Source organism: Microbacterium bandirmense (genome assembly GCF_037204185.1).
Classification (GTDB): domain Bacteria; phylum Actinomycetota; class Actinomycetes; order Actinomycetales; family Microbacteriaceae; genus Microbacterium; species Microbacterium bandirmense.
Genome location: NZ_JBBDGM010000003.1, coordinates 109,948 through 125,594, shown reverse-complemented (window position 1 = coordinate 125,594; position 15,647 = coordinate 109,948). Strand labels below are relative to the sequence as shown.

The following is a 15,647-nucleotide window of genomic DNA, read 5'->3' as shown; positions in this document are numbered from 1 at the left end:
ACGGACACTCGCTGAGGAGGACACGTGACACAGCAGACCGACATGTCGGGACTCGAATGGGCCACTCGCCGGGGTATGGGCGCCCTGGCCGAGAAGATGGGCATCGAGTTCACCGAGTTCTCGATCGAGCGCAGCGTCGCCACGATGCCCGTCGAGGGCAACACCCAGCCGGTCGGCCTGCTGCACGGCGGCGCCTACGTGGTGCTCGGCGAATCGCTCGGATCGATGTCGGCGAATCTGCACGCCGGTGCCGGGCGGCTGGCCGTGGGCATCGACATCAATGCCACGCACACGCGCTCGGCGACATCGGGGGTCGTCACCGGGGTGTGCACCCCGATCCATCTCGGCCGCAGCATGACCGTGCACGAGATCGTCGTCTCCGATGATCAGGGCCGGCGCTGCTCGACCATCCGCATCACGAACATGATCCGGGATCGCGACTGATACTCGAGGCCACGCGGACGGGCCCGAGACACGAGACGGCCCCGCGCGCGATGCACGCGGGGCCGTCTCGGTGAGACTCGGGTCAGGACTTCTTCGGAGCGAGCTGCTCGATGATCGCCTTGGCGACGTCCTGCATGGTCAGGCGGCGGTCCATGGACGCCTTCTGAATCCAGCGGAACGCCTCCGGCTCACTGAGGCCCATCTTCTCGTTGAGAAGTCCCTTGGCGCGGTCGACGAGCTTGCGGGTCTCGAAGCGCTCGACCATGTCGGCGACCTCGGCCTCGAGCGTGATGATCTGCTCGTGCCGGGCCAGGGCGATCTCGATCGCGGGCAGCAGGTCGTTCGGGGTGAACGGCTTGACCACGTAGGCCAATGCACCGGCCTCGCTGGCGCGCTCGACGAGCTCCTTCTGGCTGAACGCGGTCAGCAGCACGACGGGGGCGATGTTGGCCTTGTGCAGCTTCTCAGCTGCGCTGATGCCGTCGAGCTGCGGCATCTTGACATCCATCACGACGAGGTCGGGACGCAGCTCGGTGGCCAGCTGCACGGCGGTCTCGCCGTCACCGGCCTCGCCGACGACATCGAAGCCGTTGTCACGCAGGATCTCGACGATGTCGAGGCGGATCAGCGACTCATCCTCGGCGACGACGACGCGTCGCGGTGCGGATGTCGAGGGCTGCTCGGGCTGTTCTTGCTCAGTCACAGATGAATCCTATCGGAACGGGTGCAGAATCTGTTGTGCCGGCGGTGGGGGTCGAACCCACACGTCCTCTCGGACAAAGCATTTTGAGTGCTCCGCGTCTGCCATTCCGCCACGCCGGCCCGGATCGACTTTAGCGCACGAAAAGGGGCGCGGCCCGCAGGCCCCGCCCCCGTTTCGATGCTCAGACCCCGGCTTTGTAGACCGGAGCGGCGCCGCCCACGGCGTCTCCGACCTTGTGCACCCGGATGTCGTTCGTCGAGCCGATGATCCCGGGAGGGGAACCGGAGATCACGACGACCTTGTCGCCCTCTGTCGCCAACTCCGTGCGCAGCAGGTACTCGTCGACCTGGCGGTACATCGAGTCGGTGTGCTGCACCGACTCGACCAGCGTCGATCGCAGACCCCAGGTGAGGGCCATGCGGCGTCGGATGCCCGGCTCGGGTGTGAACGCGAGCATCGGGATCCGCGAGCGGAGCCGCGACAGGCGACGCGCCGAGTCACCGGACTGGGTGAAGACGCACAGGAACTTCGCCTCGACGAACTCCGCCACCTCGAGTGCGGCGAGCGTGATCGCACCGCCCTGGGTACGCGGCTTCGTGGTCAGCGGCAGGATGCGCTCCAGGCCGTGCTCCTCGGTCGACTCGATGATGCGCGCCATCGTCTCGACGACCACGACGGGGTAATCGCCCACGCTCGTCTCACCCGAGAGCATCACCGCGTCAGCGCCGTCGAGCACCGCGTTGGCCACGTCGGAGGTCTCGGCACGCGTCGGCACCGGGCTCTCGATCATCGACTCGAGCATCTGCGTCGCCACGATGACGGGTTTCGCCATCCGGCGGGCGAGCTCGACGGCGCGCTTCTGCACGATCGGCACGGCTTCCAGCGGAAGCTCGACGCCCAGGTCACCGCGGGCTACCATGATGCCGTCGAACGCGTCGACGATCTCCTCGAGAGCGTCCACGGCCTGCGGCTTCTCGATCTTGGCGATCACGGGGATGCGAACACCCTCCTCCGCCATGATCTCGTGCACCCGGGTGACGTCCTCCGCGTTGCGCACGAAGGACAGGGCGATGACGTCCGCGCCGGTGCGCAGGCCCCAGCGCAGGTCGTCCTCGTCCTTCTCGCTCAGGGCGGGGACGTTGACCGCGACACCGGGCAGGTTGATGCCCTTGTTGTTGGACACGGTGCCGGCCACGATGACCTTGGTGGTCACGACGGTGCCGTCGGTCTCGACGACCTCGACGCGCACCTTGCCGTCGTCGATCAGCAGGAAGTCACCGGGCTTGACGTCCTGCGGCAGACCCTTGAAGGTCGTGCCGCAGATCTCACGGGTGCCGAGGATGTCTTCCGTCGTGATCTTGAAGATGTCGCCTTCGGCGAGCTCGTGGGGTCCGTCCGCGAACCTGCCGAGGCGGATCTTCGGCCCCTGAAGGTCGACGAGCACGGCCACGGCACGGCCGGCGTCGTCGGCCGCTCGGCGCACGTTGGCGTAATTGGCCTCGTGCACCGAGTAGTCGCCGTGGCTGAGGTTCAGCCGGGCGACGTCCACGCCGGCATCGATCAGGGCACGGACGGTCTCATAGGTCGACGTGGCGGGTCCCAGGGTGGCGACGATCTTCGCGCGTCTCAAGTCTTCTCCAGGGTCAGAAGCGGATACAGGGATGGCGTCGTTGCCGCACTCAGCCTACGCGGGCTGGACGCTCAAAGCGACGTCTGTTGCCGCCACGGGGGCGGGCAGCACGGTCGTGCCCATCAGGTGACCGTCGATGGCGGCCGCCGCAGCGCGACCCTCCGCGATCGCCCACACGATGAGCGACTGTCCACGCCCGGCATCTCCCGCGACGTACACGCCAGGGAGCGCGGTCGCGTAGCCGGCATCCCGCTGCAGCGCACCGCGCTCGGTGACATGCAGGTGGCTGTCACCGTCGAACGAGTCGGTCTCCGGACCGGTGAAGCCCATCGCGATCAGCACGAGGTCGGCGGGGATCTCACGTTCGGTGCCGCTCTTCGGCACCCGCCGACCGTCGATGAACTCGGTTTCGGCCACGCGCACGGCGCGCACCTCGCCCGCGGCATTCGAGAGGAACTCGACGGTGGATGCCAGATAGCTGCGCTCCCCGCCCTCCTCGTGGGCGGACTGCACCTCGAACAGCGTCGGCATCGTCGGCCACGGCTGGTGGTCGGGACGCTCCACGCCCGGCTGGCGACCGATCGCGAGATTCGTGACGCTCAGCGCGCCCTGGCGGTGCGCGGTGCCGATGCAGTCGGCGCCGGTGTCACCGCCGCCGATCACGACGACGTGCTTGCCACCCGCGGTGATCTGATCGGTCACATCGTCGCCGGCGTTCGCGTGGTTCGACTCGACGAGGTACTCCATCGCGAAGTGCACCCCGGCGAGATCGCGACCGGGGATGGGCAGATCACGCGGCACGGTCGCGCCCGTCGCGATGAGCACGGCGTCATACCGGGCGCGCAGCTCGTCCCAGGTGATGTCGACGCCGATCTCGACGCCGGCGCGGAACCGCGTGCCCTCCTCCTGCATCTGCCGGAGACGGGTCTCGAGATGGCGCTTCTCCATCTTGAAATCAGGGATGCCGTAGCGAAGCAGTCCGCCGATCCGGTCGTCGCGCTCGAAGACGACGACCGTGTGCCCGGCGCGGGTCAGCTGCTGGGCGGCGGCCAGACCCGCCGGCCCCGAGCCGACCACGGCGACGGTCTTGCCGGTGAGTCGCTGCGGCGGCTCGGGCTGCACCCAGCCCTGTGCGACCGCCTCATCGATGATCGAGACCTCGATCTGCTTGATCGTCACGGCGGGCTGATTGATGCCGAGCACACACGCGCTCTCGCAGGGCGCCGGGCACAGCCGTCCGGTGAACTCGGGGAAGTTGTTCGTCGCGTGCAGTCGCTCGATCGCCGCGCGTCCCTCCTCCCGCCACGTCAGGTCGTTCCATTCCGGGATGAGGTTGCCCAGCGGGCATCCGGAGTGGCAGAACGGCACACCGCAGTCCATGCACCGCCCGGCCTGACGCTTGAGCACGTGGCGGTCGCCGGGCTCGTAGACCTCTTTCCAGTCCATGATGCGCACCGGCACGGGTCGGCGAGCGGGCAGCTCGCGCTCGGTCGTCTTCAGAAAGCCCTTGGGGTCAGCCACCGGTCACCTCCAGGATCCGGTTCCAGATCGCATCGCCATCGGGATCGATCCCGGCGGCCTCCGCCTCCTGGCGCATGGTCTGCACCGCCGCGAAGTCCCGCGGCAGCACCTTGATGAATTCGGACTGGACGCGATCGAAGTCGTCCAGGATGAGTGCGGCCAGAGGCGAACCGGTCGACTCCACGTGCTCGATGAGCAGGGCCCGCAGCACCTCGATGTCGGCGCGGTCCAGCGTCTCGAGGCGCAGTTCGCCCGAGGCGAGGGCCTCGGTGTTCACCCGCGCTGAATGCAGGCCGCGCACGTAGGCGACGCCACCGGACATGCCCGCACCGAGGTTCCGGCCGGTCTCGCCGAGGATCACGGCCGTGCCGCCGGTCATGTACTCGAGCGCATGGTCGCCCACGCCCTCGACCACGGCCGTGGCTCCCGAGTTGCGCACGAGGAACCTCTCCCCCACGACGCCCGAGATGAACATCGTCCCGCTCGTGGCACCGTACCCGATCACGTTGCCCGCGATGACGTTGTGGTGCGGATCGAACGTCGCGCCACGCGCCGGACGGATCGTGATGTCACCTCCGGACAGGCCCTTGCCGACGTAGTCGTTGGCGTCGCCCTCCAATCGCAGTGTGATTCCGGACGGGAGGAACGCGCCGAGTGATTGCCCGGCCGTGCCGCGCAGGGTGATGTCGATCGTGCCGCGGGGCAGACCGTCCGCACCGTGGCGGGCGGTCAGGCGATGGCCCAGCATGGTGCCTACCGCGCGCTCGGTGTTGCGGATCGGCAGTTCGATGACTGCCGGCTCCCCCGACTCGAGGGCATCCGAGGCGTGCGCGATCAGCGCGACATCGAAGTGCCTGTCGAGTTCGTGGTCCTGTGGACGTCCGCTGCGACGCGGCTCGCCGGCCGGGAAGACCGGGCCGTTGAGGATCGGTGCGAGGTCGAGCCCTTCGGTCTTCCAGTGCCGCACCGCACGGTCGATGCGGAGCAGCTCGGTGCGTCCGATGATCTCGTCCAGTGTGCGGTAGCCGAGCTCGGCGAGCAACTCGCGCACCTCTTCGGCGATGAACTCCATGAAGTTCACGACGAACTCGGGCTTGCCGGTGAACCGCTGCCGCAGGACGGGGTTCTGCGTCGCGACCCCCACCGGGCAGGTGTCGAGGTGGCAGACGCGCATCATGATGCATCCGCTGACCACGAGGGGGGCTGTGGCGAAGCCGAACTCCTCCGCACCCAGCAGCGCGCCGATGATGACGTCGCGGCCGGTCTTGAGCTGACCGTCGACCTGCACCACGACCCGGTCGCGCATGCCATTGAGCATCAGCGTCTGCTGCGTCTCGGCGAGACCCAGCTCCCACGGCGTGCCGGCGTGCTTGAGCGAGTTCAGCGGGCTCGCGCCCGTGCCGCCATCGTGCCCCGAGACCAGCACGACGTCGCTGAGCGCCTTCGCGACACCGGCCGCGACCGCCCCGATCCCCGACTGGCTCACCAGCTTCGTGTGGATGCGCGCCGCGGGATTGGCCCGCTTGAGGTCGAAGATCAGCTGCTTGAGATCCTCGATCGAGTAGATGTCGTGGTGCGGGGGTGGCGAGATCAGGCCCACGCCCGGCGTCGCGTGACGCGTGCGCGCCACCCACGGGTAGACCTTCTGCGGCGGCAGCTGGCCGCCCTCACCGGGCTTGGCGCCCTGGGCGAGCTTGATCTGCAGATCATCGGCCTCGGTCAGGTACTGGCTTGTGACCCCGAAGCGCCCCGACGCGACCTGCTTGATCGCGCTGCGACGCTCAGGGTCGACGAGGCGGTCCGGGTCCTCGCCGCCCTCGCCGGTGTTCGACTTGGCGCCCAGCCGGTTCATGGCGATCGCGAGGGTCTCGTGCGCCTCCTGTGAGATCGACCCGTAGCTCATCGCACCGGTCGAGAAGCGCTTCACGATCGAGCTGACGGGCTCGACCTCGTCGAGCGGCACGGGCGGCCGCTCCCCCGTGCGCAGCTCGAACAGGCCACGCAGCGTCTTCAGTTCGGCGGCCTGGTCGTCGACCAGTCGCGTGTACTCGCGGAAGATGTCGTAGCGCCGGGTGCGGGTGGAGTGCTGCAGCCGGAAGACGGTCTCCGGATTGAACAGGTGCGGCGATCCGTCGCGGCGCCACTGGTACTCGCCACCGGTCCAGAGCCGCTCGTGGGCACGCGCCGCCTCATCCTCGGGGTAGGCGAAGTCGTGCCGCGCCTGGTTCTCGGCGAAGACATCTTCGATCCCGATCCCGCCGAGCTTCGTCTCGGTGCCGGTGAAGTACGCGTCGACGAACTCCTGGCTCAGCCCGATGGCTTCGAACACCTGGGCTCCGGCGTACGACGACACGGTCGAGATGCCCATCTTCGACATGATCTTCAGCACGCCCTTGCCGAGGGCGTAGATCAGATTGCGCACCGCTTTCTCCGGCGTGATGCCGGTGATGTATCCCGTGCGCACCAGATGCTCGACGCTCTCCATCGCGAGGTACGGGTTCACGGCCGAGGCGCCGTAGCCGATCAGCGTCGCGACGTGATGCACCTCGCGCACGTCACCCGCCTCGACGACCAGGCCGACCTTCATGCGGTTCTCGCGCCGGATGAGGTGGTGGTGCACGGCGGCGACCATGAGCAGTGACGGGATCGGCACCAGGTCCTTGTTCGAGTCGCGGTCCGACAGGATCAGCAGCTCCGCGCCGCGTTCGATCGCAGCATCCGCCTCGGCGCACATCTCCGCCAGACGCTCCTGCATGGTGTGCGGGCCGGCGTCGAAGTGGTACAGACCGCGGATCGTCGCGCTGGAGTGCCCGGGCAGGGCCTTCTCGATGTGGCGGATCTTCGCCAGCTCGTCGTTGTCGATCACCGGGAAGTCCAGCGTGACGGTGCGTGCGTGATCCGGGCCCCAGTCGAGCAGGTTGCGCTCGGGACCGAGACCGAGGCGCAGGCTGGTGACGACCTCTTCGCGGATGGCGTCCAGCGGCGGATTGGTCACCTGCGCGAACTGCTGCACGAAGTAGTCGAACAGCAGTCGCGGGCGCTCGCTGAGAGCGGCGATGGGCGTGTCGCTGCCCATGGCACCGAGCGGTTCGGCGCCGTTCTGCCCCATCGGCATGAGCAGCAGTCGCACCTCCTCCTCGGTGTAGCCGAAGGTGCGCTGACGGCGGGTGATGGACGCCGCCGGATGCACGATGTGCTCGCGCTCCGGCAGATCTGCCAATCGCACGGCGCCCTCGTCGAGCCACTCGCGCCAGGGGTGCATGGCGGCGAGGTCGCGCTTGATCTCGTCGTCCTCGATGATCCGCCCTGCGGCGGTGTCGACCAGGAACATGCGCCCGGGGCGCAGACGACCGCGCCGCTTGATGCGCTCGGGGGCGAACTCGAGCACGCCCGTCTCGCTGCCGATGACCACCAGTCCATCGGTGGTCTCGGTCCAGCGCCCGGGGCGCAGCCCGTTGCGGTCGAGGGTCGCACCGACCTGGGTGCCGTCGGTGAAGATCAGCGCGGCCGGACCGTCCCATGGCTCCATCTGGTTCGCGTGGTACTCGTAGAACGCCCGCAGGTCGGGATCGATCTCGGACTGCTTCTCCCAGGCCTCCGGCACCATCATCATCACCGCGTGCGGCAGGCTGCGTCCCGTGAGCGTGAGCAGCTCGAGGACCTCGTCGAACGAGGCGGAGTCGCTGGCGCCCTCGGAGCAGATCGGCAGCAGCGGACCGATGTCACCCAGCAGCTCGGACTCGAGCTGCGACTGGCGGGCGCGCATCCAGTTGCGGTTGCCGCCGACGGTGTTGATCTCGCCGTTGTGGGCCAGCATGCGCAGCGGCTGTGCCAGCGGCCACGACGGGAAGGTGTTGGTGGAGTACCGGGAGTGCACCACGGCCAGCTCCGAGGTGAAGCGCTCGTCTTGCAGATCGGGGTAGAACGGCTCGAGCTGCAGCGTGGTGACCATGCCCTTGTAGCCCAGCGTGCGGCACGAGAGCGAGACGAAGTACGCCCCCAGCTCGTGACCGGCGCGCTTGCGCAGGCGGTAGGCGATGCGGTCCAGCGCGAGTCCAGAGGCGGGTGCGCCATCGGCGCGACCGTGGAGTGAGACGAAGAGCTGCTCGAAGGCGGGGCGGGCCTCGTCGGCGAGTTTGCCGAGGTGCTCGTTGGCCGTGGGCACGATGCGCCAGCCGAGGACGCTGAGGCCCTCTTCAGCGGCGATGCGCTCGATGCCGGCCTTCTGCTCACGCCGGGCGCTCGACTCCCTGGGGAGGAACGCGAGTCCGGCGGCGTACGAGCCTGCGGGAGGGAGTTCGAAGGGGGTTACTGCGCGGAGGAACGCGTCCGGCATCTGGGTGAGGATGCCCGCCCCGTCTCCGGTGCCGGCATCAGAGCCGATCGCACCGCGGTGCTCCAGATTGCGCAGCGCCTCAAGCGCCAGCGCGATGATGTCGTGGCCTGGCTCCCCGCGGAGTGTCGCGACCATGGCCAGGCCGCAGGCATCCTTCTCGTGGGCGGGGTTGTAGAGACCCTGCTTCGGGGGGTAGGCGCCGGAGGCACCGTAGGGAGGCTGGAAGTACACCAGTCACCGTCCTCAGTTCTCGGTGAACCCGGGGACGTCATCGGCCCGCTCGTTCAGTGCGATCTCTCGCGTGAAGAGGAGACTCCGACGGAGCATCCTCGCTGACGGGAGCGGTGCTTGTGGCGTTCGCTCCTATTCGACTTCCACTGTCGCCGGAGGCTCGCTCACGTCGACGAAGTCGGAGGGGTAGTCCTGCGATTGTACATCCGCCGAGGCGGGCTCCCGTCCCGGGACGTACGGCGAGAGTTCCACGCCGGGGTGACGACGCGTCTGCACGATCATGATGACGATGCCGACGACGACGCCGATGATCGCCGCCCAGACGTTGCTGCGCAGGCCCAGGATGATCTCGCTCGGGTCGATCCGGATCGACTCCCACACGATGCGCCCTGCGCTGTACCAGACCAGGTAGAGGGCGAACAGCTTGCCCCACTGCAGGCGCAGTTTGGCACCGGCCCACAGCAGTACGATCACGCCGAGACCGTTCCACAGCACCTCGTACAGGAACGTCGGGTGGAAGAGCGTGCCTTCGGCGAGTCCAGGGGGGAACGCGGGGTTGTCCGACTCGATCTCCAGTCCCCACGGCAGGTCGGTGGGCAGCCCGAAGAGCTCGTGGTTGAACCAGTTGCCGAACCGGCCCATGGCCTGTGCGAGCAGCAGGCCGGGCGCGAGCGCGTCGGCGAACGTCCAGAATCGGATGCCCGTCCACTTGCATCCGAGCCATGCTCCGACCGCGCCGCCCAGCAGCGCACCGAAGATCGCGATGCCGCCCTCCCAGATGGCCCAGACCGAGCCGGGCTCGAAGGGGTTCCAGGTGTTCTTGCCCGGACCGAAGTAGAAGTCGGGGTGGGTGAGCACGTGGAAGATGCGCGCGCCGATGATGCCGAGGGGCACGGCGATGATCGCGATGTCGATGACGACCCACTTCTCAGCACCCCGCTTGGTGAGGCGGTGGTTGGTGAGCAGCACCGCCGCGACGATCCCCGCGATGATGCACAGCGCGTAGAAGCGGATCGTCAGCGGTCCGATCTGGAAGTAGCTGACCGGCGGGCTGGGGATGCTCGCGGGCACGGTCGTGAGAGTGCTGAGGGGCGCGAAGGGCATGAGAACGATCCTAGTATCGCGTCGTCGGCGTGCCGCCGGCGAGGGTTCTGGTGGTTTCCGCGAGGGCGTCGAGGCCGCCGTCGCGCAGCGCCTTGACGAGCGCGGTGCCGACGATGGCGCCGTCGGCGTATTCGATGACACCGGCGACCTGCTCCGCGTTGGAGATGCCGATGCCCACACACGCGAGGACATCGCCTCGGGAGCGCATCCGCTCGACGAGGGTGCGGGCCGCTCGGTCCAGCGCCGCGCGCTCACCCGTGATGCCCATCGTCGATACCGTGTAGACGAACCCGGTGGAGGACGAGAGCACCAGGTCGAGGCGTTCGTCACTCGATGTCGGCGCGGCGAGGAAGATGCGGTCGAGCCCGGTGCGCGTGCTCGCCGAGATCCACTCCTCCGCAGCCTCGGGCGTGATGTCGGGCGTGATCAGCCCTGCACCGCCGGCTGCGAGCAGATCGTCCGCGTAGCGCTCGACGCCGTACTGCATCACGGGGTTCCAGTACGTCATGACGACGACGGGCACATCGGTCTCGGCGGTGATGCGCGAGACCGCGGTGAACAGGTCGCGCATCCGGAATCCGCCAGCGAGAGCGTGCTGCGTAGCCTCCTGGATCACGGCGCCGTCCATCACCGGGTCGGAATAGGGCGGGCCGAGTTCGATGACGTCCACGCCGTTGCGGGCCAGCGTGATCGCCGCCTGGATGCTGGTCTCGAGGTCGGGATAGCCGACGGGCAGATAGCCGATGAAGGCGCCGCGTCCCGCCTCGTGCGCTCGGCGGACGGCGGCCTCGACGCGGCTCACTGTGCCCCGCCTTCTCGGTCGTACAGATCGAAGTACCGCGCGGCGGTGTCCATGTCCTTGTCCCCCCGGCCGGAGAGGCAGACGGCGATCAGACCGTCGGGCCCCAGCTCACGGCCCAGGCGCAGAGCCCCTGCGAGAGCATGCGCCGACTCGATTGCGGGGATGATGCCCTCGGTGCGGCTCAGCAGGCGCAGAGCCTGCATCGCCTCATCGTCGGTCGCGGGGATGTACTCCGCGCGACCGAGATCGCTCAGCCAGGCGTGCTCCGGTCCGACGCCGGGGTAATCGAGTCCTGCCGAGATCGAGTGCGACTCGATGGTCTGCCCGTCGTCGTCCTGCAGCACGTAGGTCTTCGCGCCGTGCAGCACTCCGGGGCGGCCGCGTTCGATCGAGGCGGCATGGCGTGGCGTGTCGACGCCGTCGCCGGCCGCCTCGACGCCGTAGAGCTTCACGCCCTCATCGTCGAGGAAGGCATCGAACATGCCGATGGCGTTCGATCCGCCGCCGACGCAGGCGATGACGGCATCCGGCAGGCGCCCCGCCTCGTCGATCAGCTGTGCGCGCGCCTCTTCGCCGATGATCTTCTGGAAGTCGCGCACCATCGCCGGGAACGGGTGCGGGCCGGCGGCCGTGCCGAAGATGTAGTTGGTCGTCTCGACCGTGGCCACCCAGTCGCGGTAGGCGTCGTTGATGGCGTCCTTCAGCGTGCGCGAGCCGGTCTTCACCGCAACCACCTCGGCACCCAGCAGACGCATGCGTGCGACGTTCAGCGCCTGGCGCTCGGTGTCGACCTCGCCCATGTAGATCGTGCAGTCCAGCCCGAACAGCGCGGCCGCGGTGGCCGTGGCGACGCCGTGCTGACCGGCGCCGGTCTCGGCGATGACGCGGGTCTTGCCCAGGCGCCGGGTGAGCAGCGCCTGACCCAGCACGTTGTTGATCTTGTGCGATCCGGTGTGGTTGAGATCCTCGCGCTTGAGGAAGACACGCGCTCCCCCGGCATGCTCGGCGAATCGCGGCACCTCGGTGATCGGCGAGGGGCGACCGGCATAGGAGTGCAGCAGGCTCGCCAGCTCCGCGCGGAACTCGGGATCGGCGATCGCGGCTTCGTAGGCGACGGTGAGTTCGTCGATCGCGGCGATCAGCGACTCGGGCATGTAGCGCCCGCCGAACTCGCCGAAGAACGGACCGTGCTGCTCGCGCAGACTGCTCACATCGCGCCCTTCTGTCGGACGGGCATCGCGCCCGCCGCGAGGAATCCCTGCAGGGTGGCGACCGCGTCGCCGGTGACCAGAGCCTCGCCGATCAGCACCACGTCGGCTCCGGCCTCGCGGTAGCGGGTGACGTCCTCCGGTGCGAGCACAGCCGACTCGGCGACCTTGATCGCGGATGCCGGGATGCGGTCGGCCAGGCGCGAGAACAGGTCGCGGTCGAGTTCGAGGGTGTGCAGATTGCGGGCGTTGACGCCGATGAGGCTCGCGCCCAGGTCGATCGCGACCTCGAGCTCCTCCGCGGAGTGCGTCTCGACGAGTGGGGTCATGCCCAGCTCTATGATCAGCGCGTGCAGCTCGGCGAGCACCTTCGGCTCGAGTCCGGCGACGATCAGCAGTGCCAGATCGGCACCTGCGGCGCGCGCCTCGAGCACCTGATACGGCGTGGCGATGAAGTCCTTGCGCAGCACCGGCAGCGAGACCCGCTCCGTGACCGCCTCGAGGTCGGTGAGGCTGCCCCCGAATCGGCGCTCCTCGGTGAGCACGCTGATGGCCGATGCGCCCCCCTGCTCGTAGAGCGAGGCCTGGAACGCGGGGTCGGGGATCTCTGCCAGCGCGCCCCGTGACGGGCTGGCGCGCTTGACCTCCGCGATGATCTTGACGCGGTCGGCCGGTGCCAGGGCCGCCAGCGCGTCACGCGCCGCCGGGCGGGCGGCAGCCTCGCGCTCCACGACGCTGAGCGGGCGGGTCAGCGCTCGCCGCTCGGCGTCCTGCACCGCGCCGGCCGTCAGGTCGGCGAGCACCATCAGTGCGCCTTCGGCGTGTACTTCGGGCCCTTCACACCCCAGCCGGCCTTGGCCATCACCCATCCGACGATGAGTCCGGCCAGGATGACGACCGCGCTGACCACGACGGCGATCGGCATCTCGAGGCAGAAGAAGACGGCGCCGGCGGTGAAGCCGATCAGCATGATCACAACAGCCGTCCAGGCAGCAGGCGAGTGTCCGTGTCCGGGGTCGGCGATCGGGTTGGTCATGTTCTCCTCCGGGAGGTTGGGCGAATGTGATCAGTCTATCGGGCCGTGTCGGTCGGATCGGCTCCGTGCGAGAGCTCGTCCCAGGAATCCACGGCGTCGAGTGGGCCCTCATCGTGGTGCTGCGCGTCGGCGGTGGAGCGGTAGCGCCGCCCGCCCGCCGACCAGCGGTGTGCGGTGAGCAGTATGAAGGCGGATGCCAGCAGCAGTAACGCCCACGCGACGAGTGAGACCGTCGGCCATGCCGTCGGGGTCAAGGTGGCGATCACCTCGTGCAGGGCGTCGTCGCCGGTGAGACCGGTGACCTCGGCTACGGCGCCGGACGCCGCCGCAAGCGGCGGATCGACGGCGAGCGGGACCGTGTTGCCGATCAGCACGATCGCACCTGCCGCGCCGAACGCGCCGAACACGTACCGCAGCACGCGGCCGGCGATCGACAGCGCTGCGCCGAGGGCCAGCACGGCCAGCGAAAGCGGAGCCAGGAGCGCCATGGCATCGGCGCCCGCCACCGACAGGGGCTCTCCCCCGTCTGTCCGGTTCACCACGAGCCAGGTCTGCGTCGAGGAGATGATGCCGATCGCGCCCACCAGCAGAAACGCCAGGACGCCGAACATGCGCGCGCGACGGATCATCGGGCTTCCTCGTCGACCGGATCGATGCGGAGCTCGCGCCCGTCGAAGCAGGTGCGCGTTCCGGTATGGCAGGCCGGTCCGTGCTGATCGACCGCGAGGAGGATCGTGTCGCCGTCGCAGTCGACCGCGACACCGTGCACGCGCTGGGTGTTGCCCGAAGTGTCGCCCTTGCGCCAGTACTCCTGGCGGGAGCGCGACCAGTACACGGCGCGTCCCCCGGTGAGCGTGCGGCGCAGCGCCTCAGCATCCATCCACGCAAGCATCAGCACCTCGAGGGTGTCGTGCTGCTGCACGATCACCGGCGCGAGGCCGACCTCGTTCCAGGCGACGCGCGCGATCTGATCGTCGATGTCGGCCATCACGTGGACTCGCTCCGCTCGCTCAGCACACCGCACCGCACCACCACACCCGCCTCGCGGAGGGCGTGCTTGACGTCGCCGACGGTCAGCTGTCCGCTGTGGAACACACTCGCCGCGAGCACCGCATCCGCCCCGGCTTCGATCGCCGGGGCGAAATCGGTGACCGCGCCGGCGCCGCCGGAGGCGATGACGGGCACGGACGAGACCTCGCGCATCAGCCGGACGAGCTCGAGGTCGAAGCCGTCTTTCGTGCCGTCGGCGTCGATCGAGTTGACGAGCAGCTCGCCCGCACCGCGCTCGGTCGCCTCGCGCGCCCAGTCGAGCGCGTCGAGGGTCGTCTCGGTGCGCCCGCCGTGCGTGGTGACGACGAAACCGGACGGGGTTTCGGCCGCGCGCTTGACGTCGAGTGACAGCACCAGCACCTGGGCGCCGAAGCGATCGGCGATCTCGCCGATCAGATCCGGCCGTGCGATGGCGGCGGAGTTCACTCCGACCTTGTCGGCACCCACCGACAGCAGTCGGGCCACGTCCTCGACTTCGCGCACTCCCCCGCCGACGGTGAGGGGAACGAAGACCTGCTCGGCGGTGCGCTGCACGACGTCGTAGGTCGTCGCCCTGGCATCCACGGTCGCGGTCACGTCGAGGAAGGTGATCTCATCCGCGCCCTGCGCCGCATAGTGCGCGGCGAGTTCGACGGGGTCGCCCATGTCGCGCAGGTCCTTGAAGTTCACACCCTTCACCACACGACCGGCGGCGACATCGAGGCACGGGATCACGCGTGCGGCGAGCGTCATCAGAGCCTCGCCGCGTGGATCGCGGTGACCAGGATCGCCTTGGCGCCCAGCGCGTACAGGTCGTCCATCACCTGGTTCATGCCCTTGCGTGGGATCATCACCCGCACCGCCACCCATTCGGGGTCGCGCAGGGGCGAGATCGTCGGAGACTCCCGGCCGCCGGCGATGGCCACGGCCTGGTCGACGAGGTTGGCGGGAAGGTCGTAGTCGAGCAGAACGTACCGCCTGGCCACCATGACGCCGCGAAGGCGGCGCAGCAGCCGTTCTGTGCCGGGTGCGTCGCCGGGGCGGCTGATCAGCACCGCCTCCGACTCGATGATCACGGGGCCGAAGATCTCCAGGCCGGCCTGACGCAGCGTCGTGCCGGTCTCCACGACATCGGCGATGACGTCGGCGACGCCGAGCTGCACAGCCGACTCGACGGCGCCGTCCAGGGGCACGAGTTCCGCCTTCACGCCGTGCGTGCGCAGGAAGTCGTCGACGAGACCGGGGTACGCCGAGGCGACGCGCACGCCGTCGAGGTCCTCGACGGTGGCGTACCGGCCGGGAGGGGCTGCGAAGCGGAACGTCGAGCGGGCGAAACCGAGCTGCTCGATCTCACGGGCGTCGTCCTGACGCACGTCGACGAGCAGGTCACGCCCGGTGATGCCGACATCGAGGGCACCGGAGGCCACGTAGGTGGCGATGTCGCGGGGACGCAGGTAGAAGAACTCGACGTCGCTGTCGGTGTCGATCACATGGAGGGTCTTGGGGTCGCGACGACCGGTGTAGCCGGCCTCGGCGAGCATCTCGGCGGCGGTCTCGGAGAGCGAGCCCTTGTTGGGAACGGCAATGCGCAGCATGGAGGTCT

At 68.8% G+C, this 15,647-nt stretch carries 13 protein-coding genes, 1 tRNA gene and 1 pseudogene; 1 reads left to right on the top strand and 14 read right to left on the bottom strand.

Annotated features, from left to right (window positions below):
- Positions 1 to 42 precede the first annotated feature (42 nt).
- Complete coding sequence (locus tag WDU99_RS04365) at positions 43 to 444, top strand: hotdog fold thioesterase (protein WP_337331426.1); 402 nt, start codon at positions 43 to 45, stop codon at positions 442 to 444.
- A gap of 82 nt (positions 445 to 526) precedes the next feature.
- Here the strand turns inward: WDU99_RS04365 and WDU99_RS04360 are convergent, their stop codons facing one another.
- The 14 genes and pseudogenes from WDU99_RS04360 to hisG form a co-directional block, all read right to left on the bottom strand.
- Positions 527 to 1,147, bottom strand: a complete 621-nt coding sequence (locus tag WDU99_RS04360) for an ANTAR domain-containing response regulator (RefSeq protein WP_337331220.1) — start codon at positions 1,145 to 1,147, stop codon at positions 527 to 529.
- A 36-nt stretch (positions 1,148 to 1,183) separates the two neighbouring features.
- A tRNA-Leu gene (locus WDU99_RS04355) sits at positions 1,184 to 1,266 on the bottom strand.
- Between the two features lie 62 nt (positions 1,267 to 1,328).
- Positions 1,329 to 2,777 (bottom strand): pyruvate kinase, encoded by a 1,449-nt coding sequence (pyk, locus tag WDU99_RS04350; protein WP_337331219.1) that lies wholly within the window; start codon positions 2,775 to 2,777, stop codon positions 1,329 to 1,331.
- Between the two features lie 54 nt (positions 2,778 to 2,831).
- Positions 2,832 to 4,298: a glutamate synthase subunit beta gene (locus WDU99_RS04345; RefSeq protein ID WP_337331218.1), complete on the bottom strand. Its 1,467-nt coding sequence runs from the start codon at positions 4,296 to 4,298 to the stop codon at positions 2,832 to 2,834.
- The gene (gene gltB, locus WDU99_RS04340; protein WP_337331217.1) at positions 4,291 to 8,865 is read right to left on the bottom strand and encodes a glutamate synthase large subunit; all 4,575 of its coding nucleotides are present in this window, start codon (positions 8,863 to 8,865) and stop codon (positions 4,291 to 4,293) included. Before gltB ends, WDU99_RS04345 begins: the two co-directional genes overlap by 8 nt.
- Before the next feature lie 37 nt (positions 8,866 to 8,902).
- Positions 8,903 to 9,969, bottom strand: a pseudogene (gene lgt, locus WDU99_RS04335) (prolipoprotein diacylglyceryl transferase).
- Between the two features lie 10 nt (positions 9,970 to 9,979).
- A complete protein-coding gene (gene trpA, locus WDU99_RS04330; protein WP_337331215.1) occupies positions 9,980 to 10,771 on the bottom strand; it encodes a tryptophan synthase subunit alpha in 792 nt (263 codons plus the stop codon).
- Positions 10,768 to 11,925 (bottom strand): tryptophan synthase subunit beta, encoded by a 1,158-nt coding sequence (trpB, locus tag WDU99_RS04325; protein WP_420063985.1) that lies wholly within the window; start codon positions 11,923 to 11,925, stop codon positions 10,768 to 10,770. The genes trpA and trpB overlap by 4 nt, the downstream gene beginning before the upstream one ends.
- Before the next feature lie 53 nt (positions 11,926 to 11,978).
- Complete coding sequence (trpC, locus tag WDU99_RS04320; protein ID WP_337331425.1) at positions 11,979 to 12,782, bottom strand: indole-3-glycerol phosphate synthase TrpC; 804 nt, start codon at positions 12,780 to 12,782, stop codon at positions 11,979 to 11,981.
- A gap of 2 nt (positions 12,783 to 12,784) precedes the next feature.
- Positions 12,785 to 13,015 (bottom strand): HGxxPAAW family protein, encoded by a 231-nt coding sequence (locus WDU99_RS04315; protein WP_337331213.1) that lies wholly within the window; start codon positions 13,013 to 13,015, stop codon positions 12,785 to 12,787.
- 35 nt (positions 13,016 to 13,050) lie between these two features.
- On the bottom strand, positions 13,051 to 13,644 hold the full coding sequence (locus WDU99_RS04310; protein ID WP_337331212.1) for a Trp biosynthesis-associated membrane protein: 594 nt from the start codon (positions 13,642 to 13,644) through the stop codon (positions 13,051 to 13,053).
- Positions 13,641 to 14,003: a phosphoribosyl-AMP cyclohydrolase gene (gene hisI, locus WDU99_RS04305; protein ID WP_337331211.1), complete on the bottom strand. Its 363-nt coding sequence runs from the start codon at positions 14,001 to 14,003 to the stop codon at positions 13,641 to 13,643. The genes WDU99_RS04310 and hisI overlap by 4 nt, the downstream gene beginning before the upstream one ends.
- Entirely contained in the window at positions 14,003 to 14,797 is a 795-nt protein-coding gene (gene hisF / locus WDU99_RS04300) for an imidazole glycerol phosphate synthase subunit HisF (RefSeq protein WP_337331210.1), read from the bottom strand. The genes hisI and hisF overlap by 1 nt, the downstream gene beginning before the upstream one ends.
- Complete coding sequence (gene hisG, locus WDU99_RS04295; RefSeq protein WP_337331209.1) at positions 14,797 to 15,639, bottom strand: ATP phosphoribosyltransferase; 843 nt, start codon at positions 15,637 to 15,639, stop codon at positions 14,797 to 14,799. The genes hisF and hisG overlap by 1 nt, the downstream gene beginning before the upstream one ends.
- Positions 15,640 to 15,647 lie beyond the last annotated feature (8 nt).

Bases quoted from the DNA above. Each gene is read 5' to 3' on its own strand.
- WDU99_RS04365 (WP_337331426.1), top strand. From the start codon at position 43: ATGTCGGGACTCGAATGGGCCACTCGCCGGGGTATGGGCGCCCTGGCC.
- trpB (WP_420063985.1), bottom strand. From the start codon at position 11,925: ATGCCCGAGTCGCTGATCGCCGCGATCGACGAACTCACCGTCGCCTAC.
- WDU99_RS04315 (WP_337331213.1), bottom strand. From the start codon at position 13,015: ATGACCAACCCGATCGCCGACCCCGGACACGGACACTCGCCTGCTGCC.
- WDU99_RS04310 (WP_337331212.1), bottom strand. From the start codon at position 13,644: ATGATCCGTCGCGCGCGCATGTTCGGCGTCCTGGCGTTTCTGCTGGTG.
- hisI (WP_337331211.1), bottom strand. From the start codon at position 14,003: ATGGCCGACATCGACGATCAGATCGCGCGCGTCGCCTGGAACGAGGTC.
- hisF (WP_337331210.1), bottom strand. From the start codon at position 14,797: ATGACGCTCGCCGCACGCGTGATCCCGTGCCTCGATGTCGCCGCCGGT.
- hisG (WP_337331209.1), bottom strand. From the start codon at position 15,639: ATGCTGCGCATTGCCGTTCCCAACAAGGGCTCGCTCTCCGAGACCGCC.